This window comes from Bellilinea caldifistulae (assembly GCF_001306055.1).
Taxonomy (GTDB): Bacteria; Chloroflexota; Anaerolineae; order Anaerolineales; family Anaerolineaceae; genus Bellilinea; species Bellilinea caldifistulae.
The window spans coordinates 23,792-43,141 of the sequence record NZ_LGHJ01000014.1 but is presented as its reverse complement, the minus strand read 5'-3'; the positions used below and the strand labels follow the sequence as shown (position 1 = coordinate 43,141).

The 19,350-nt window shown below is 55.4% G+C and carries 20 protein-coding genes; 5 read left to right on the top strand and 15 right to left on the bottom strand.

Annotated features, from left to right (window positions below; all coding sequences use genetic code 11):
* Nucleotides 1-10: 10 nt before the first annotated feature.
* From AC812_RS08625 to AC812_RS08600, 6 genes are all read right to left on the bottom strand, one after another.
* Complete coding sequence (locus AC812_RS08625; RefSeq protein WP_061913905.1) at nucleotides 11-901, bottom strand: GGDEF domain-containing response regulator; 891 nt, start codon at nucleotides 899-901, stop codon at nucleotides 11-13.
* 193 nt (nucleotides 902-1,094) lie between these two features.
* Nucleotides 1,095-2,372 carry an LbetaH domain-containing protein gene (locus AC812_RS08620; RefSeq protein WP_061913903.1) on the bottom strand — a complete coding sequence of 426 codons (1,278 nt, stop codon included), beginning with the start codon at nucleotides 2,370-2,372 and terminating at the stop codon, nucleotides 1,095-1,097.
* A 9-nt stretch (nucleotides 2,373-2,381) separates the two neighbouring features.
* Complete coding sequence (locus AC812_RS08615) at nucleotides 2,382-2,894, bottom strand: type VI secretion system baseplate subunit TssF (RefSeq protein WP_145962508.1); 513 nt, start codon at nucleotides 2,892-2,894, stop codon at nucleotides 2,382-2,384.
* Between the two features lie 56 nt (nucleotides 2,895-2,950).
* Nucleotides 2,951-3,754, bottom strand: a complete 804-nt coding sequence (locus AC812_RS08610; RefSeq protein ID WP_061913899.1) for an alpha/beta fold hydrolase — start codon at nucleotides 3,752-3,754, stop codon at nucleotides 2,951-2,953.
* Nucleotides 3,755-3,777: 23 nt separating this feature from the next.
* A complete protein-coding gene (locus AC812_RS08605) occupies nucleotides 3,778-4,317 on the bottom strand; it encodes a GTP-binding protein (protein WP_061913897.1) in 540 nt (179 codons plus the stop codon).
* A gap of 23 nt (nucleotides 4,318-4,340) precedes the next feature.
* Nucleotides 4,341-5,156, bottom strand: coding sequence for a DUF4388 domain-containing protein (locus AC812_RS08600; RefSeq protein WP_061913895.1), 816 nt, complete (start codon nucleotides 5,154-5,156; stop codon nucleotides 4,341-4,343).
* 160 nt (nucleotides 5,157-5,316) lie between these two features.
* Between AC812_RS08600 and AC812_RS08595 the strand changes: the two genes are divergently transcribed.
* Genes AC812_RS08595 through AC812_RS08585 form a run of 3 tightly spaced genes read left to right on the top strand, consistent with a single transcriptional unit; the run spans nucleotide 5,317 to nucleotide 9,123 of the window.
* Nucleotides 5,317-6,243 carry a diacylglycerol/lipid kinase family protein gene (locus AC812_RS08595; protein ID WP_061913893.1) on the top strand — a complete coding sequence of 309 codons (927 nt, stop codon included), beginning with the start codon at nucleotides 5,317-5,319 and terminating at the stop codon, nucleotides 6,241-6,243.
* Between the two features lie 9 nt (nucleotides 6,244-6,252).
* Nucleotides 6,253-7,887 carry a helicase-associated domain-containing protein gene (locus AC812_RS08590; RefSeq protein WP_061913891.1) on the top strand — a complete coding sequence of 545 codons (1,635 nt, stop codon included), beginning with the start codon at nucleotides 6,253-6,255 and terminating at the stop codon, nucleotides 7,885-7,887.
* Nucleotides 7,888-7,941: 54 nt separating this feature from the next.
* The gene (locus tag AC812_RS08585) at nucleotides 7,942-9,123 is read left to right on the top strand and encodes a glycine C-acetyltransferase (RefSeq protein WP_061913947.1); all 1,182 of its coding nucleotides are present in this window, start codon (nucleotides 7,942-7,944) and stop codon (nucleotides 9,121-9,123) included.
* Here AC812_RS08585 and AC812_RS08580 read toward each other — a convergent pair.
* From AC812_RS08580 to AC812_RS08565, 4 genes are all read right to left on the bottom strand, one after another.
* Nucleotides 9,120-9,557, bottom strand: coding sequence for a SufE family protein (locus AC812_RS08580; protein ID WP_061913889.1), 438 nt, complete (start codon nucleotides 9,555-9,557; stop codon nucleotides 9,120-9,122). The two genes, AC812_RS08585 and AC812_RS08580, sit on opposite strands and share 4 nt — an antisense overlap.
* The gene (locus AC812_RS08575; RefSeq protein ID WP_061913887.1) at nucleotides 9,554-10,411 is read right to left on the bottom strand and encodes a sulfurtransferase; all 858 of its coding nucleotides are present in this window, start codon (nucleotides 10,409-10,411) and stop codon (nucleotides 9,554-9,556) included. The genes AC812_RS08580 and AC812_RS08575 overlap by 4 nt, the downstream gene beginning before the upstream one ends.
* A gap of 132 nt (nucleotides 10,412-10,543) precedes the next feature.
* Nucleotides 10,544-10,741, bottom strand: coding sequence for a hypothetical protein (locus AC812_RS08570; protein ID WP_061913885.1), 198 nt, complete (start codon nucleotides 10,739-10,741; stop codon nucleotides 10,544-10,546).
* Nucleotides 10,742-10,761: 20 nt separating this feature from the next.
* Nucleotides 10,762-11,268: a ferritin gene (locus tag AC812_RS08565; protein WP_061913883.1), complete on the bottom strand. Its 507-nt coding sequence runs from the start codon at nucleotides 11,266-11,268 to the stop codon at nucleotides 10,762-10,764.
* A gap of 198 nt (nucleotides 11,269-11,466) precedes the next feature.
* Between AC812_RS08565 and AC812_RS08560 the strand changes: the two genes are divergently transcribed.
* Nucleotides 11,467-11,871 (top strand): thioesterase family protein, encoded by a 405-nt coding sequence (locus AC812_RS08560; RefSeq protein WP_061913881.1) that lies wholly within the window; start codon nucleotides 11,467-11,469, stop codon nucleotides 11,869-11,871.
* Between the two features lie 13 nt (nucleotides 11,872-11,884).
* Here AC812_RS08560 and AC812_RS08555 read toward each other — a convergent pair whose 3' ends face one another.
* Complete coding sequence (locus AC812_RS08555; RefSeq protein ID WP_169787279.1) at nucleotides 11,885-13,789, bottom strand: WD40/YVTN/BNR-like repeat-containing protein; 1,905 nt, start codon at nucleotides 13,787-13,789, stop codon at nucleotides 11,885-11,887.
* A gap of 167 nt (nucleotides 13,790-13,956) precedes the next feature.
* Between AC812_RS08555 and AC812_RS08550 the strand changes: the two genes are divergently transcribed.
* The gene (locus tag AC812_RS08550; protein WP_145962506.1) at nucleotides 13,957-15,030 is read left to right on the top strand and encodes an alpha/beta hydrolase; all 1,074 of its coding nucleotides are present in this window, start codon (nucleotides 13,957-13,959) and stop codon (nucleotides 15,028-15,030) included.
* A 64-nt stretch (nucleotides 15,031-15,094) separates the two neighbouring features.
* Here the strand turns inward: AC812_RS08550 and AC812_RS08545 are convergent, their stop codons facing one another.
* From AC812_RS08545 to AC812_RS08530, 4 genes are read right to left on the bottom strand one after another with little or no spacing between them, the layout of a single operon-like run.
* Nucleotides 15,095-16,216: a branched-chain amino acid ABC transporter permease gene (locus tag AC812_RS08545; protein ID WP_061913875.1), complete on the bottom strand. Its 1,122-nt coding sequence runs from the start codon at nucleotides 16,214-16,216 to the stop codon at nucleotides 15,095-15,097.
* A 3-nt stretch (nucleotides 16,217-16,219) separates the two neighbouring features.
* Nucleotides 16,220-17,698, bottom strand: coding sequence for a branched-chain amino acid ABC transporter permease (locus AC812_RS08540; RefSeq protein ID WP_061913873.1), 1,479 nt, complete (start codon nucleotides 17,696-17,698; stop codon nucleotides 16,220-16,222).
* On the bottom strand, nucleotides 17,695-18,426 hold the full coding sequence (locus tag AC812_RS08535; protein ID WP_061913871.1) for an ABC transporter ATP-binding protein: 732 nt from the start codon (nucleotides 18,424-18,426) through the stop codon (nucleotides 17,695-17,697). Before AC812_RS08535 ends, AC812_RS08540 begins: the two co-directional genes overlap by 4 nt.
* Nucleotides 18,413-19,219 (bottom strand): ABC transporter ATP-binding protein, encoded by an 807-nt coding sequence (locus AC812_RS08530; protein ID WP_061913869.1) that lies wholly within the window; start codon nucleotides 19,217-19,219, stop codon nucleotides 18,413-18,415. The genes AC812_RS08535 and AC812_RS08530 overlap by 14 nt, the downstream gene beginning before the upstream one ends.
* Nucleotides 19,220-19,350: the final 131 nt, after the last annotated feature.

Here is a 19,350-nt window from a genome sequence, read left to right as displayed (position 1 = left end):
TGACCGATCCCTAAACTGAATCGCGGCGGCGTTCTTCGGCAGCAATCTCGGTAATTTCGCGAATATCGGCGAATTGATGGGTCAGCGGTGAGACCAAACCAACCGCCAAAGTCATAAAGGGAGTGGGGGTCATCTGGCCGTCTTTACCCGGAGCCAGCACAAAACCCTGCTGACGGTCCAAAAAATTGTAATGCGAGAGTACTTCTTCCTTGAACCGTGCTTTCAGGCGGGTCTTGATGGCAGCCCCCGCCTGAGCCGTCGTGGAAACGACAAAGTTATCTCCGCCAACATGGCCGATAAAGTCATTTTGTGTACCAAGCTCATCCACCACTTCGCCCAACAACATGGCGGTGAACCGCAGCACATCATTGCCGGCAATAAAACCATAAACATCCTTGAATGGCTCAAAGTGATTGATGCGAATATCCAGAAATGCCCAGTCGTTCTGACGGATCAATTTGCGCAGTTGATCCTCAATCAACCGGCCGGAGGGGAGGCCGGTTTGCGGGTCGGTCAGGCTTTCCCGTTCGGAACGCGCCAGGGCATTCTGGACACGCAGTTTCAGCTCTTCGATATCAAAGGGTTTGGTGATGTAGTCGTCCGCCCCCAGTTCCAGACCTTTGAGTTTATCGCTGCGCTCGTCCTTCTGGGTCAGGAACAGCACCGGAATGTGGCTGGTGCGGGTATTGGTGCGCAGCACCCGGCAGACCTCGTAACCGTCAATATCCGGCAGCATGATATCCAGAATCAACAAATGGGGCATGACCTGACGGGTCTTTTCCAGCGCATCCGAACCGCGTGGGGCAATATCCACATCATAGCCCTGCGAGGTAAAATAAATGCGCAGCATGTTGGAAATATCCACGTCATCTTCCACAATCAACAGGCGGGCTTTACTCATGGGTGCCTCCCTCAAGAGATCAGGCATGGGCTTTCCCCCGGAGCATCTTGCGTAACCCATTCCGCCCAGCCGGGGATCCAGACGGTGGAAATCGGGTACAACACTTAATCTTACGCAAAACCGCCATTTCTGGCAACAAAATTACCCGTCCAAAGGCGGTCTGGTTAGGGAGTTGTAAGGATTAAGGAGTGACTCACCAGCTTTCGACGCCTGCCTCACCGGGGCGCGGGTACAAACGTGGATGCAGATGACCGTCCTTCAAGCGATGGTGATCGCTGTCCTCATAGCGGATGTCCCGGTCAATCACCCGCCGTTCTTTGGAAGCGAACAAAATCACATCGGATTCGATCATCCGCGCCGGGTAGACGATCATACCAGCCCCAATCCGGCAATTGTGACCCACACATCCCCCCAGCACCGGGCGGTTGGATGGCTGCAATTGGCCGTAGGCATCCCGCGCCCGGATGGGTGAGGGAATCAGGTTGTAATCTGTAAAGGTGGAACCCGCACCGATGAAAGTATTCCGCCCCACCACGCACATCTGCAAGCAGGTGTTTTGGGCAACCATGCTGTTATCCATGATGGTGGTCATGAATAACGAGGCCCGAAACGGCAGAAAGGTGCCATCCCCCACCACTGAAAGCATCAACTGGCAGCCCTGTGAGACATTGACATTGTCGCCGATGATACAATTTTCAATCACCGCCCCGGCCCCGATGGTCACATTATCCCCGATGGTGGTGGGGCCGTGAATGATGGCAGTAGGGTCAATCGAGCAGTTGCGTCCCACCCGTACCAGTTTAGAACATTCCAGCACCTGCTTACCCTCATACAAAGCGGTTGCCAGAATGCTGAGTTTGAAGAAAGGATCACGGTTGAGACGATCTTCAAAACGCGCCCCGCGACCAAACAGGCCAAACACCGTATCGGCGATGAAAATATGCACCCAGGAATCAATCGCAATCAGACTGCGCAGCGGCACCTGATAGACCAGATCACCCGATTCACTCGCCATATAAGTCGGAACATGGTAATAGCCGATTTCCCGCGCCTGCAAATCCACCACCAGTGGTTCGGCGCTCGGCTCGGGACCGCGCGGGTAGTACCACAAATCCGCCAGATAAATATCCCCCGCCGGCGTATAGGAAGTAGAAAGCGGCAAACAATGTTCCCGGAAAGCAGGGTCATGGATGGACAACGCCGCCCGTGAGGGGTACGGCCGGCGCAGGGCTTCCCGCATGAAGGCCTGCATAAAGCCCTCGTCAAAAAACAAATTATCACGGTAAACGATACACGGCTCAGCGGTTTGCGGCAGGCGCGCTTCGGGGGGCAATTCCAGTTCGCGGGTGGTGTAAGGCGCCAGCACATCGCGCTGTTGAAGCCACAATGGTTTATTGAAAATTCTCAAATCACGGGCGCGCTCGTTGAAAGGTTCCAGGTAACGGGGACACTGTAAAATGATTTTCAGCATCCGGTCCTCTCAATCCAGCGGTTTCGACTCGATTTCCAGCAGGCAGCCTTGGGAATGCGCTTCCTCGCGGATGGGGTGAATACGGCCGCTGCTGACCCAGTAGGATAATTCTTGCAGCATCCCCAGCAGGAAAGGACAGGCCATTGTCGCTCTGTTGTCGGTCTGACCTTCAAAATCAACCCGATGGAGCCACTGCCAGCCGTTCGTCACACGCCGCACCTCAAATCTACCAGCCCCCTGCCGTTGAAGCCAGTCTGCCAGATTCTGCAAAGCCACCCCCATCTTGCGGCGGGGTGCCAGCAGACGGAAACCCTGATCTTCAAATCCCAATTCGGCAGCAAATTTCAGCAACAGCCGCGCAAAGGCTGCTCTGCCAGCCCGCACCAGAATCCCGGCAGCCGATTGGCTGCCATAAGCGGCCCGTAATGCCTCATGCAGGCTTTCCAGGTCAAAGCGCAACCGATCAGCAGGCATGGCTTGCAGCAGCATTTCAAGCTTTTGGTCACCGAGAAACTCGGTCAAACCTTCCAGAATAAGGCTGTTAAGGTCAGGGGAGTATTTCAAACGCGGAGAAGGATTCATGGGACAGGGTTGGACGAGGGCGTATCCAGAAATTCTTTCAAGGTGAGCATGAAAGGACGAGGTTCATCGAGCATGATGAAATGTCCGGCATTGGGATAACGCTCGATGCGCGCGTTGGGCAAACCCTTTTGCAGGGCTTTGCCCTGGTTTGGGTTGACAATGTTATCCCGGTCGCCAAACATCCCCATCACCGGCACCTGAATCCGGTGAATCTCATTGCGCAGGTCGGTGCGGCGCAGTGAGGCAATGCTGGTTAAAAAGGATTCGAGAGTGGTGCGGGAGAGATCGCGATCCATCATATCCGGGAATCGCGGGTCACGACAAATAGTCGGCGAAGCAATCCGCATGGCAGCCCGGAAAACCGGGAAAAAACTAAACAAAAGGAATGCCACTACCCGCCAGCCGGCCAGTTTGAGCGGCAGCGCCAGCGAAGAACCAACCACCGGTGAGCCGATGATCACGACCTTTTCAACCCGCTGAGGATAGCGCAACGCCACCGAAAGGCTGACCGTACCCCCCATGCTGTGCCCCACCAGCGGCGCGCTGATGATACCCAGTTTGTCCATAAACTGGTCCACCAGCGAAACAAACTCACTAACCTCGTAGGTATCCAGTTTTTTACCCGATTCACCAAAACCCCAAAAATCCAGCGCGTAGGTGCGGTAATACTGACCCAGATAGGTCATGGTTTCCTGCCACAACCCCCATGATCCCAGCCAGCCGTGGAGCAAAATAACCGGTTTGCCGCGACCGTAGACTTCGTAATGAAGGATGCCCTGATCAGTCGTAATGGATGACACGCTGGTTTAACTCCCCCGTTGGCTCACGAATTACCCTCCCCCATCTCTTCCAGAATGCTGTAGAGCAATTCCAGCAGGACTTTTTTGACATTTTCTTTATCTTTGGCAACGCACGAGAGCAGTTTAACTTTAGGATCCAGTCGCAGCGCCAGCCGCATATCCTCAATGTCCCATGCGTCTTTGCAATCCTGCTTATTGGCTGCCACCACGTAAGGGGTAGGAGCATACGCCCGGAAGGTTTCCAAAATAGTGCGCGCTTCGCGGAAGGTTTCCGGGCGGGTACTGTCCACCATGACCACAAACCCGAGCATCCCTTCGGAGAGGATTTCCCACATGAAATCGAACCGTTTCTGTCCGGGCGTTCCAAATAAATACAACACCAGATCATCGTCAACCGTAATACGGCCAAAATCCAATGCGACGGTGGTGCTTTCCTTCACCTTTTCGGCGGCCGAGGTAATCTTTCGTTCGGTAGAGACCACATCAATCTCGCTGACGGATTGGATGAATTCGGTCTTGCCTGCATTGAATGGCCCGGTAACTACAATTTTGACTGTCTGCATCGTGCTTCCTTAGGAAACAGGGTTTAGATCGAGCGAATCTTGTTGATCAAACGGTTGAGCAGAGATACCTGCTCCTGCTTATTGGTGGTCTGAAACGGACGCACCATTCCGCCCAACGGCACACCGCCCGGGCGGACAAGTTCCACTAACCCGGCTTGTAACAAGGCATATACCACCCGGCGGATTTCCAAATCGTTCATTTTGGTGGCGTGTGCAATTTGCCGGATGGTATTCTTTGGGTTGACGTAACGCACCACCCGCCATTCTTCCAAACTCAGGTTCAGGTTGCGGATGTTGGTACCCGGGCGCTCGGTAAATTTGAGTGCCATATCCAGACTGGGGATCTCTTCCTGCAGCTGCTCCCATTCGCGCAACTGGCGTGAACCCTCGATAATCAGGTTCTCCAGGTCAATGCGCACCGGAATCTTACCATCGGGGGTTAATTGATCCGGGTTGAAGTTAAACGAACCCTCCACCCACGTAAACAAACGGCGGACGACATCCACACAATAATTCTGTACACTTTCCAAAATATCTTTCTGGGTCAGGTAACCGGCATTGATCAACAAGAGACCGACTTCCTTATCGCTCATCTTCCGGGTTCTTTCTCGAATGACCCGCGCCTGATTGGGTGTGATTTTACGGCTGCGCTGCAAGATGGCTGCCAGATCGTTCTCCTCGCTGCCAATCTGGGCATAGGCCAGTTTTCCTTCCCGAAAGGTAATCTGAGCAACTTCGCTGGTGCCTTCAATCACCAGAGTACCGCTTTTATGCGCCAGATTGATCAGATTGAGGAGTTGGGTGATGGAAAAATCGCGCAGATTGCCCCGTAATGCCATGTGCAGCCTCGGAAGACGAGAAAGTCTGAAAGAATTATAACAAATGTACGCTCATTCACAACGCAATCCTGCTGCCGAGAATGGCTTTTGACCTTACAATATCGTTGGGTGAATTGAGTATAATCAAGCGCATCCCGTCCACATCCAGATGAGTGCCATGATGTCCTCTAAGACTGTGATTCTGTGCAACCCGCATGCCAATCAAACCAAAGCCAGCGCCGTTGCTGCGCGTTTGCAAGAAATTTCCCCGCCTTCGTCCCATTTAGAATGGGTGTTCACCGCTTACCCGCGCCACGCCATTGAACTGGCCCACCAAATTGCCACGCAGGGCTGCCATAAACTGATTGCCATGGGCGGTGATGGCACCGTTCACGAAGTGGTGAACGGCTTAATGCAACTGCCGCCCGAACAACGCCCGGTGATGGGCATCATCCCGGTCGGCTCCGGCAACGATCTGGCCGGCAGCCTGAGCATTCCAACCGACCCGGTGGAAGCCCTCAAACTGGCGCTGGATGGAACGGTTGGCGAAGTGGACATCGCCCGGATCGAGGATGACCGCGGTCACACTGAATACTGGACGAATACACTGGGCATCGGGTTTGATGCCGTTGTCAACATCCGCTCGCGCCGCATCCGCTGGGTGCGTGGATTTTTGATCTACTTCTTCTCGGCTTTACAGACCATTCTCTTTAATCACACGCCGCTCGGGTTACAGGCGGTTCAAGATGGCAAACACTGGCAGGATCGTCTGCTGATGCTGGTGCTGTGCAACGGACGGCGTGAAGGTGGAGCCTTTTGGGTTGCCCCCCAGGCCAGCCCGCGCGATGGCAAACTGGACTACCTCGGCATCCGCCAGATTTCCCGCCTGCAAATGTTCTACACCATTCCATTCGTCATGCAGGGCACCCATCAACGTCTTTCGTATGCCTGCCACGGGCGATTCCAGAATCTGGAACTGGTCTCGGATCATCCGCTGTACATTCATACCGATGGTGAAATCTACGCCGGACTGGATTCGACCATCCGCCAGATCCGTGTTCAGGCGATCCCTGCGGCTATACGCATGAATATTCCAAAATCCGATTGATCCCCCTCTATGCCCGAATTGATTCACACCCTGCAAGGTCATGACCTCGGTTTCCTCAAAATGGTAGCCGGATTGTGGGGGTTGGAACTCCAAGCCCGCGATGTTCACCACGCCCTGCCGGAACTCATTCAAGCCATGCTAGACCGGCCGCTGATCGAAGAAATCATTGCCAGCCTGCCGGAGAGCGCCCGGCGTGCCTTTCAAGACCTGCGGGTGCATCAGGGACGCCTGCCTTGGGGATTGTTCAGCCGCAAATACGGCGAAATTCGCACCTTTGGGATTGGCCGCCGCGACCGCGAAAGGCCCGATCTCAATCCCATTTCTCCTGCCGAAATGTTGTGGTACCGCGCTCTGATCGGCAAAGCCTTCCTCAACCTGCCGCCCGAACCGCAAGAATTTGCCTACATACCGGATGATCTTGTCCGTTTACTGCCGGACCCCGATGCACCTCCCCCACCGGTACTGGGACAGGCTGCCTTCCCTCAGGATTACGCGGTTGAGATACCGGTCAGCGACCGGGTACTGGATGATGCCTGCACCCTCCTGGCCGGGATGCGAATCGGCATGGACGAAGCCGAGATTGCGCCTCATATCCACCTGCCAGTGCGCGATTTGCGCGGCTTGCTGGTAGCCGCCGGTTTGATAGATGAACACGACAAGCCGGTGCCTGAACGGGTGCGCCAGTTCCTTGAAACACAACGGGCGGCCGCCTTATTGAATCTGGCACAGGCCTGGCTGAATTCAACCGCTTATAACGATTTGCGAATGCTGCCCGGTCTGGCTTTTGAAGGGGAATGGCGCAACGATCCCCTTCAAACCCGCCAGCGCGTGTTGGCTTTACTGCAATCACTCCCGGCGGAAGTTTGGTGGGACCTGCGGGCATTCATCACGGCTGTTAAGCACGAACAACCCGATTTCCAACGCCCGGCAGGTGATTACGACTCGTGGTTCATCCGCCGGTACAGCGACGGACAGTACCTGCGCGGCTTTGAATGCTGGGATGAAGTGGACGGCGCTTTGTTGAATTACCTGATTACTTCGCCGCTGCACTGGCTGGGGTGGATGGATCTGGCAAGCCGTGACAGCCAGACTCCCCCGCTGGCTTTTCGTTTTTCGGCCTGGGCCGAAGCCCTGTTCAATAACCGGCCTCCTGCCGGATTGCCAGAGGAAACCGGCGCAACCCGAGTCAACAGTGAGGGTATCATTCAGGTGGAACGCCGGGCACCCCGCAGCCTCCGCTATCAAATTGCCCGTTTTTGTCACTGGCTTCCGGGCGATTCGGACACATACCGCTATCAGATCACCCCCTCTTCACTGGAACGCGCCCGTCAGCAGGGACTGCGCAGCGCCCACCTGATCGGTTTATTGCGTAAAGCCGTTGCAGATCCTCTGCCGCCGGCTCTACTTCAAGCAGTGGAGCGCTGGGAGCAGCATGGTGTTCAGGTACGCCTGCAGCAGGCCATGCTGCTGCGGGTAGAAGACCCCGCTATTCTGGCCGCTTTGCGTAAAAGCCGCCTCAATCGCCATATCATCGAAGAAATTTCCCCCCGCCTGGTGCTTATCCGGCCATCCGCAAAAAAAGCCATCCTCGCCGAACTCACACGGCTGGGGTATCTTGGAGCGGATGATACGGAAGGGGTATAATGAAATAAAGTGTCCCTGCAAATTCCCCATTCCCAATTCCAAAAAGAGGTGGCAATGACCGAACGTTTAACCTGGATCCAGCAAGAGATCGAAGGGCTCAAAGAGAACGGCTTATACAATCGCATCCGCACGATTGGCTCGCCGCAAGGCGCCTGGCTGATTGTGGACGGTAAAAGGGTGCTGAACTTCTGCTCCAATAATTATTTAGGGCTGGCCAACCACCCGCGCCTGATCGAAGCCGCCCGCGAGATTCTCGACCGGTACGGTGTTGGACCGGCAGCGGTACGCACCATTGCCGGAACGATGGAAATCCACCTTGAACTTGAAAGAAGGCTGGCGGCTTTCAAAAAAGTACCGGCAGCAATCACCTTTCAGTCCGGCTTTACCGCCAACCTTGCCACCATTCCGGCGCTGGTCGGCAAAGAAGATGTCATTTTTTCCGACGAATTGAACCACGCCAGCATCATTGATGGCTGCCGGCTTTCCGGCGCGCCGATCATCCGCTACGCCCACTGTGACCCGACCGATCTGGAACGGGTGATTCTCGAAAATCAAGGCAAGTACCGCCGCGCCCTGGCCGTCACCGACGGGGTATTCAGCATGGATGGCGACATTGCCCCGCTGGATCAAATTTACGAAGTAACCAGCAAGCACGGGGTGATGTTGATGGTGGATGATGCCCACGGCGAAGGGGTCATGGGTAAAGGCGGACGCGGCATCGTGGATCATTTCAACCTGCACGGCAAAGTGGATGTGGAGGTCGGCACGCTCTCCAAAGCCTTTGGGGTGGTCGGTGGTGTGGTTGCCGGCGACCCACTGATTGTGGAATGGCTGCGCCAGCGCGGACGTCCGTTCCTGTTTTCCTCCGCTGTAACCCCGCCGGATGTGGCCGCCGCCATAGCCGCGGTGGATTTACTCGAAGAATCCACCGATCTGGTTGATCGCCTGTGGGAAAACGCCCGCTATTTCAAAGCCGAGATGAAACGACTGGGCTTTGATACCGGTAAAAGCGTCACCCCCATAACGCCGATCATGCTGGGCGAAGCACCGTTAGCCCAGCAATTCAGCCGCGAACTGTTTGAAGAAAATGTCTTTGCCATGGCGATTGGCTTCCCCACCGTACCGCGCGGCAAAGCCCGCATCCGTGTGATGATCTCCGCCTCCCATAGCCGGGATGATCTGGACAAGGGGCTGGAAGCATTTGCAAAAGTCGGCAAAAAACTGGGCGTGATTTAGTCGGTTTTCTCCAACGCCTCGGCTGCCCGTCGTTTGACATGCGCCAGAATGGCAGCCATGCCGTTCAGGCGCTGAGCGGTCAGCACATCCTGCAGGCCCATCTGCAAATAAAACTCCGCCGGAATGGCTAAAATCTCCTCCGGCGTTGTTTCGTTCAGTCCTTCCATGATGATCATGGCATAGCCGCGTACCGTCGGGGATTCGGCCGGCACATCGAAGGCGAAGGTCAGCCGTCCGTTGGTCAATTTGGCGCTCATCCGTACCGGGGTCATACATTCCGGCACGTCTTCGGCATCCGAATCGGCATTGAATTCGGCAGGAAGCGGGGGGAAGCGGCGCGCATAATCCAGCAGCAACTCCAGCTTTTCCCGCCCTTCGCACTCCGCAAAATCGCTGACGATTTCAGCCAGACGAGGTGGCAGGTTGACGTTCACACCTGGCTCCCCTCGCCTTTTTCGATCGGGGCACCCACCAGGTTGCCCCATTCCGTCCACGAGCCATCGTAGTTACGGACTTTGGGATAACCCAGCAGGTACTTCAACACAAACCAGGTGTGCGAGGAACGCTCGCCAATCCGGCAGTAGGCAATAATCTCTTTGTCCGGGGTGACGCCACGGCTCTGGTAGAGTTGTCGCAATTCCTCAGGTGATTTAAAGCGGCCATCTTCATTTACGGCCTGCGCCCAGGGAATGTTCACCGCACCGGGAATGTGACCACCGCGCTGAGCGCCTTCCTGCGGGTAGCCGGGCATGTGCAGTAGTTCACCGGTGTACTCCTTAGGCGAGCGCACATCTACCAGCGGCAAACGCTCTTGAATGTGGCGCATGACATCATCACGGAAAGCCCGGATGCTGGCGTCCGGTTCTTTGGCGCGATATGTGGTGGGCGGGTAAGAAGGCACCTCGGTCGTCAACGGACGGTTTTCGGCGATCCAGCGGGCGCGCCCGCCATTCATCACTTTACGTTTTTCATGTCCGTAATATTCAAACAGCCAGAACGCATACACCGCAAACCAGTTGCTCTTATCGCCGTAAAACACCACCGTCGTATCATTGGAAATACCCAGGCTGGAACACAAAGCCTCAAATTCCTCTTTGGTCAAAAAGTCGCGCCGCACCGGGTGCTGAAGTGTGGTAAACCAGTCCACCCGCACCGCGCCGGGGATATGACCGGTATCATACAGCAGGGCATCCTCATTCGACTCGACAATCCGCACGCTGGGATCATCGAGGTGCTGGGCAACCCATTCGGTCTCAACCAGAAATTCCGGGTGTGCGTACTCGGCCATATTATCCTCCAATTTAGATGATATTTATCATATATTTTACTAAAAACCCCATCTAAAAACAAGGTTTTGTCGAAAAAAACAATCACGGCGGGTGACCCCCGCCGTGAAATTTTCCGCTGATGGCATCTCCACTTAAGGCAGCGGTTCAGCAGTCAGAATGATATTGGAAAATACGTTTCCCACTACCGGGCCGAATAGCCCCAGCAGCACAATCACCGCCAGACAGGCGCACAGCATCAGTGCTAGAAGTACCAGCACGATGATCCAGATTGTGTTGTTCTTTTTTTGGGGTGACTGCTCGCTAGCAGTTGCAGAATTTTGGGCGTTCATCCTGCCCTCTCTGGTTTAACTTAATCCTCTTCTTCCTCGTCCTCACGCTGGCCCAGCATGGCATTGATCTGGAACATGGCATTGACCGAGTCACCCGCGGCTTTCAGCCAGTCCAGCACCATGGTAGCGTTCTTCTCTTCCTCCACCTGTTCTTTGACGAACCAGTTGAGGAATTCCTGGCTGGCATAGTCCTTGTCTTCAACGGCAATGCTGTACAGCAGGTTGATGCGTGCCGTCACCGACTGCTCGTGGCGGAGGACTTCTTCGAAGATCTCAACCGGCGTGCCAAACTGGCTGGGCGGTGCATCAATCGCCTGAAGAGTCACTTTGCCGTTGCGGTCGTGAATGTACTCGTAGAATTTCAGGGCATGTTCTTGCTCTTCTTTGGCCTGCAGTTTCAGCCATTTGGCAAAACCGCCCCAATTGGCCTCGTCAAAGTGAGCCGACATTGCCAGGTACAGATAGCCGGAGTACAGCTCCAGCTTGATCTGCGTGTTCATTTCGTCAAGTAAACGTTTGCTGAGCATTTTTTCCTCTCCTTTGTGAATCGGATTTTACGTACCTGAATTTATTATAAACCTTTCAAAGTCTGGCTGTGTTATGACTTTGTAAAACTTTTGTGATTCCGACTTTTTTAGCGCCAAAATCCCGCGCACAATCGGATTCCGGTAAAATAAAGCCAGTGATCTCACCTGCACAAAATAAACGATGAGGAGTAGCCAATCATGAGTATACAACCCGGCTTGAAGGCTGAATTGACCATCACCGTTCAGGAAAGCGATACCGCTCGTTTTTCTGCCGGCGAGGGCTTTCCCCCCGTTTTGAGCACTCCGCGACTGGTCGGTTATCTGGAACGCACCGCCCATCAATCTCTTCTGCCTTACCTCAAAGAAAATCAAGGCAGCGTAGGGACGTGCATCAACATCCGCCATCTGGCCGCCACACCGGTCGGCATGCAGGTGCGATTCTGCGCCGAGTTAATGGAAGTGGACGGCCGCCGGTTGCGTTTCAAGGTTGAGGCGTGGGATGAAATCGAGAAGATCGCCGAAGGTGAACACGAGCGCTTTCTGATGGATCGCAGCCGGTTCGACGAACGACTGGCAGAAAAAATCCAGCGTATGCGCAAATAACGTATCGCAGCGGTCACCATGGCCGGTCAAGGCAAAGCAGCCCGCGGTGAACAAGACTGACCAACAAACGTCCCTGCGGGTTAAACCAGACCCCTTGAATGCCGTCCAGGGGCATGCCGGCATCCTGCATCTGCCAGGTACGTCCAGCATCCCGGCTCAACCAGATTTGGGATGGGGTAACAGCCACAATCCAATCTCTGCGAAGCGGATCAATCGCCAGCCCCACCACCGTCTGCCCCTGCAAACCGACTGGTTGCCAGGCAGCCCCGCTCTCTCGTTGATAAATCCCATCGCTCGTCCCAGCCAGCCAGCCTTCTAACGGGGCTTGAAGCAAAGTGTAAATCCTCACATCAACCGGCAATGCGTCACTCATGACACCGTTACCAGGAAGGGACATTCCGTTCAGGACAGGTTGAACCGACCGGCTGGGGTGCACCTCAAATTCAAACCCCGGCTTTGGCGGTTGGTACTCCTGCCAGTCCGTAAAAGACCGGTAAGTCATCTCATCCACCGCTATTTGAGTCGGCTCAACCGCTTCCCATGTCCCTTCTCCGTCACTATCCGCTGCCATCCAGCCAGCCGGCGTGAGGGCAAGAATACGCCGGGAGTCTTGTCCCTCCCAGGCAAGGCTGTAAACGCTCGTGGTTTCCAGCCCCTCGCCGAACGGTTGCCAGTGGTTTCCGCCATCCGGCGAACGCCACACCCCCCGTCCCTGCACGGCAGCATACCAGACCTGCGGTAAATTCGGATCGAAAGTCAGATGCGTGACGGTTGCGTTGATTAAACCCTCATTGCGGGCAATCCAGTTTTTACCGCCGTCCGTCGAGCGGAAAACACCGTAATCCACCGTACCGGCCAGCATCTCATTGCCGTTGAACGGATTGACCGCCACCGTGTAGATAAAATACGGCTGTAAGCCGGATTTGACCCACAGCTCGCCGCCGTTGTCACTGCGCGCCACCCCGCGCTCGGTATCCGAAAAATTCATCATGAAGGTAGCCGCCAGCAATTGCTCGGGGTTATGGGGGTTGACCACCAGATCGTAAATTTTTGAACCCGTCAGGCCGTTGGATTGTAAGATCCAGCCATCCCCACCGTTGAGCGTTTTGAACTCGCCGGTGCGATGCCACACCCCCAGATAAGCAATCCGGCCGCGCGGGTCAAAAACCACTGCCCGCCCGGAAAGGTCGCTGATTCCCGAATTGGCTGCCTGCCAGGTAGTGCCATAATCCTGGCTTCGGTAAATCCCATGCTCATGACTGGCTGCCAGCACCCGTTGAGGATTCTGCGGGTCAACCGCCAGGGAGTACACCCAATCCTGAACATTACTTCCGCCAATGTTTTGCAACACCGCCTGCCAGGTCAGGCCGCCATCCAGACTGCGGTAAACCACCCCGCCCCATGGCTCTTCGTTCCGGTTCGCCACCCGCGCCGAAGCATATACTCGCTGGGGTTGTTGCGGGTCAACCGTCAAACCATAGACAATTGCCCCGTTCATCACCCCCTGATTGACCGGATACCAGTTCCAGCCGCCATCGTTCGTCTTGTAAATACCGCTTCCATAAGTGCCGGCGTAAACTACTCCTGCTTGCAGCGGATCAACCGCCAGACGCTGAATGTACAAATTATCCAGGCCACTGCTTTGCCGTTTCCAGCGAATGCCCCCATCCTCGCTGACGAAAACACCCGCCCCCCACGTGCCGAGATAGACACGATCCTCCACCCGCCGGTCATAGGCAATACTGACCACATCGGCGCTTTCCGGCCCAAGCCAGACCGGTTCGCTCATCCGGCTGATTAAAGGCAGGAACAGGCGGCTGGTCTCTCCGCCGCCGCTTTGTGCCAGTGTCGGTTTAATATATAGCAGCCCCACCAAACCGATGACCAATCCCAGCCAGATGATCCGGATGTATTTCATCACGCTTTCCTTGTGTGCTTCCATTTTTTCTGTGAATGCCTGCGGTGCAACTTTCACGCCGTTTGAAACGCTCTGGAACAAAAGGGTTTAAAGGGTCAATAATTCCATTCCGCTGAAAAACAGGATATACTCAAACCGATCATACCCGATTTAGATTGGAATTCCTTTTGAACCGCACGTTTGCCCATTTGATTGATAATTTCATCGAGGTCACGCTTGGTTCGCTGCGCCTGCTGGCTGCCAGTCCCCAATTCCACAGCAATGTTTGGGAAATCAGCCCGACCGAACCCCAAGACCCATCCGTATTTTATTCGATTCCGCCAACTCCACCCGAGATTGAATTCGACTCGGTTCACCGCTGGCTGGACGGGAGAACCCACGCCCGCTTTCGTTTTCCCAGTTTCTTCCAATCCCCACATCCGGAAAACAACATTGTCCACGGTATGGCCGACCTGCAAAGCGAGGGGGAATCCAGCGCAGCCCTGATTTTACTGCACGGCTACCAGATGAACACCTTTGCACCGCTCAAATGGTTTGCCGAACCAGCAGCCCGCGCCGGAATGGATGTTTACTACCTCGCCCTGCCCTATCACATGCAGCGCGCCCCGCGGGGCAGCTGGAGCGGCCAGTATGGGCTAAGCGCGGATGTCCAGCGCACGGTGCAATCCTTCCGCCAGGGAGTGTTAGACCTGCGCGCAATGATCACCTGGATTACTCAGGTGCAGAAAAAGCCGGTGGCTATTGGCGGTCTTAGTCTGGGGGCATTCACCTCCTTAATGGCTGGTGTGGTAGATGACCGCCCCTTTGGGCTGATTTCCCTGCTAGGCGGGGCTTCGCTGGCGAACATCATCTTTGCCGGGTTTTCCTTCCGGCTGATCCGTAAAGAACTGCAAGAAGCCGGGGTGTACCCGGCGGATCTCGAAAAGTGGTGGTATATGCTCGCGCCGGGCAACTTCAAACCAGCCCTGCCGCGCGAAGCCATATTACTGGTCGGCGGTGAACATGACCCGATCATCACCCCGAAAAATGTGCGAAAATTGTGGCAGGCCTGGCAAAAACCCCGCCTGTTATGGTTTCCCTGCGGGCATGCCAGTGTGGCCTTTTACGCCCGCCCGATTGGCGAACGAGTGGCTGACTTCTTGCTCAACCGGCTGGACGCGTTGGAAAATTCAAGCTTTGCCTCCGCAGACACCCCGGCATTAATCGAGCAGGCTCAACCCAGTCCAGGATTACCCGAATAACCAATCAACTCTCCCCCTGCCCTGAACGGCAAGGGGAGAGAGTGGGTTGATCGTTTCCAGCGCTTCAGCCTTTACCAAACATTTTTTGGATGGCGCGCTTCCATGCATATCGCTTCTGCCGCCATGTGCCGATCACGCCATACGGCAGGAAAATGACCAGCGCAATGAAAATCAGGCCAAACACCAGCGGCCAGCGCGGACCAAACCACTGATAGAAGAACTGCCCGACAATTTGCATCAAGCCCGCGCCAAGGATCGGCCCAACCAGCGTACCGATACCGCCAAGAATGGTCATGATCAGGGCGTTGATGGTCATAATCGCTCCGGTCATGGTCGGGGTAGCCGACATATTCCACAAAGAAAACAGCGCCCCCGCCAGCCCGGCGATGACGGCTGCCGTCACAAAGGCAATGGAGCGAAAAACCACCGGATTATAGCCTATCATTCGGACACGCGATTCGTTCTCACGAATGGCAACAAACACCCGCCCGGCTGGCGAATCGACAATCCGACGCACCAGCAGATACATGATCAAGGCAAACGCCAATGCTACAAAATAAAACAGCAACCGGTTTTGGGTGGGGTTAATCCACGCTGGCACAGGAACACCATGCAGACCCTCGTCCGCACCCGTCCAGCGCACAAAATCGGTTGCCTTGGAAAGAATGTGGAGCGCCTCCGCCATGGCCAGGGAGATCATGGCAAAGTAAACCCCCCGCACACGGGCCGAGGCTGCGCTGAACAACAGCCCCAGCAGAGTCACCACCAGCACTACCAGTAGAATACCCGCCACAAAAAGCACCACCTCGGTAATATTTGCCCCACCCGGAAGGGTGATGCGGTAACGGCTGGAAATGACCGGTACAGCGTGGGTCAGCCACAACGCCATCGTGTAAGCGCCTCCGCCAAAAAAGGCGGCGTGACCGAAGGAGAGGATGCCGGTGTAGCCGATCAACAAATCGTAGCTCATGGCGTACACCGCCATAATGAAGAAAGTGATCATCAGCCCCTGCCAGAAGCGACTGGGGCCGTCGGTAACGGATGTGCCGCTGAACCACGCGAACAAAAATGGGAAAGCTGCCAGCAGCAGCAAAATTAACACGCCGGCCCATTCCTTTCGCAAGCGGTTGAGCGGAGATTCGCGTTTGAGAGAGAGGTTCTGGGTTTCGGTTTTGGTGGTTGCCATGGATCACTCCTTTCTCCCGAACAGGCCCGCCGGCCGCACCAACAGCACAATCGCCATGATGATCACCGTCGAGGCTTCCGCAATTGCCGGAGAAAGACTGTATTTGAGCGCCAGATAGTCCCCAAACGCCCGCGCCAGTCCCAATAACAACGCCCCAATGGCTGCACCGCCGTAACTGCCCATCCCACCGATCACCACCACAATAAAGGCCTGTAACTGGAAGGCATCTCCCATATTCGGCTGCACCGGGATGAAGGGCGCTGCACCAATGCCGCCGAGTGCCGCCAGACCAGCCCCCAACATGAATACCAGCGTGAACACCCGCTGGACATTAATTCCCAGCGCTTCGACCATTTGACGATCCTGCACCCCCGCCCGGATGATCATACCCAGGCGGGTGTAGTTCATCAACAGGGCCAGCGCCACCAGCATCAACACCCCCAGCAGGATGATGAACAGCCGATAACTGGGAAAAGTCACGCCCAGCACATCCACGGTAACCGAGTTGGTGCGAAACCACTCAAAGATATTTTCGGCTTTACCGGGCTGCGAAAAGAGCGGCGGTCGGCTCATTTGATAAGCCAGCGGCTGCCAGAGCAGTTGAATCACCTCGCGCAGGACATAGGCCAACCCAAGCGTGACAATCACCTGATAAATCGGGCGCACGTACAGAGGACGAATCAGAGTCACTTCAATGGCGCCACCGATCCCCGCCCCCAGCAATGCCCCAACCAGCAGCGCCGCAAAGAAGCGCAAGTTGGCATCCCACAGCAAAACCGCGCGGGGTGCAGCCTCGCGAAAAAGCGTTGCCACAATGGTGAAAACGAGCAATACGCCCGCGCCAATCAAAGCTCGCCGCACCTGATCGGTGTGAACGGTGCGGGTTTTGTCCCCCGGCCGGGAAGTTGCCATTGCCAGCAGGGCCCCGGCGATGAACATTCCGGCAGTCCTCAACCAGAAAATGCTCAAGGCTTCCTGCGGGGTCGCCTCGGCCAACGGGTCAGCGGCTGTCATGGTCGCCACCATAGCCGTCTTAGCCAGATCGAGGATATCCAGCCCGCGAACAGCCAGAAATACAACCACCACACCGGCCAGGCCCAAGAGACTCGGTGCCGATTTTTGGAGCGCTTCCGGTATTTCCAGCCTGGCAAACAACCAGCCAAACAGGGGCGCCAGCAGCGCCAGAATCAGCGGCGCCAGCCCAAATAAAAAGGTGGGGTTGGTAAAGAACTGCCAGCCCAGATAAGCCCCCAGCATGAACATGGCGCCATGCGCAAAGTTCAGCACATCCATCAGTCCAAAAATCAGCGTCAGGCCAGCAGCCACCATGAAAAACAAGGCGCCAAGCGTTAAACCAGAAAGCGTCGTGCGGACAAAGGCGGTCTGCCCCATGCTGGTGTACCCCACCACTCCCAGCACGGCGAGAATCACCACCACACCCAGCAGAGCAGCATTATCCCGGAAGAAATTATTCCGCATCATCCCGCACCTCCGCTGCGCACGGCCGTTCCCAACATGCGGTGTATTAATTCCTTGTCCTGCACCAGATCAGCCATCTTCCCCTGATGCACGGTTTTCCCATCGTCCAGAATATAATAATTTTCTGCCAACTGACTGGCCATGATAAAGTTCTGTTCCACCAGCAGTACAGTCGTTGTCGCGCTCAAATTACGGATTGTCTCCATCATTTGTTCGATCAGGATCGGTGCCAGCCCTTCACTGGGTTCATCAATCAGCAGCAATTGATTATCGGCAACCAGTGCCCGCGCCACCGCCAGCATTTGCTGCTGGCCGCCCGAAAGGTGATTGCCCGGCAAGCGGTAAAGGCGTTTCAGGTCGGGGAACAGGCTGAAGATGAAGTCGGCCTTCCGGTCAAGATCGCCCTTTTTCCGCTCGGCGATCTTCAAGTTTTCGGCAACGCTCAAATTGCGGAAGATAGCGCGATGCTCCGGCACATAGCCGATTCCCATGGCAGCAATTTCGTAAGCAGGTTTGCCCTGAATCTCCTGCCCATCAAAACGTACTACGCCGTGTCTCGGCGGGGTCAGGCCCAAAATGGATTTGAGCGTGGTCGTCTTACCGGCGCCGTTGCGGCCCAGCAAAACGGTAATGCTGCTGCGCGGCACCTGCAAAGAGACCCCCTCCAAAATATGAAACTGACCGATGAAGGTGTGGATGGATTCAACTTCGAGGATATTATCGTTGCCCATCTTTGTCCTCCAGATCAGCGGCCAAATCCCCGTACAATTCCCCCAGATAAGCGCTCTGTACAGTTTGATTGCGGGCAATTTCCTGCGGCGTGCCTTCTGCCAGAATCTGTCCCTGATGCATGACGGTGATCCGATCCGAAATACTCATCACCATGTCCATACGGTGTTCCACCAGCACAATGGTTTTATCGCCATCCGCCATGATGGAATGAATGATTTCCAGCAGAGCCGGCACCTGTTCAGAAGACATACCGGCGGTGGGTTCATCCAGCAGCAGCAATTGCGGCTCGCCTGCCAGCATAATGCCCAATTCCAGTTTGCGTTTATCGCCATGGGGGAGGTTGAGGGCAAGGTCAAATTCACGTCCTTGCAAGCCAACCCGCTTGACGACAGCATAAGCCTTTTCTTCATATTGCCGAAAACTACCCGCCGGACGGAACAAACGGAAATTATCTTTGCCCAGTGCCTGGGCTGCCAGCCGGATATTTTCCAAAACAGTCAGATTCGGGAAGATGTTGGTAATTTGAAAAGAACGTCCAATTCCCAAATGGGCAATCCGATGCGGCGGCAGGTTGGTAATGTCCCGTCCGCGATAATATACCTGCCCGCGGGTGGGACGCATCATCCCGCTAAGCAGATTAAACAGCGTGGTTTTACCGGCGCCGTTCGGCCCAATGATCGAGTGCAAGGTACGCTCGCGGATCTGGATGTTGACATCATCCACGGCGACCAGTCCGCCAAATTCTTTCCGTAAACTTCTGGCCTCAAGGAGGATCTCCCCTTCAACGGTCATGGAAGGTCCCTTTCGCTTCTCAAAAAAGATTAATCAACAGGGAGGGGTGACAGCCGCCTTTCACCCAACGGCTGCCACCACTTGTCAATCTGGTGGGATGGCAGCCATCGAGAGCCAAGCCATCCCACTTG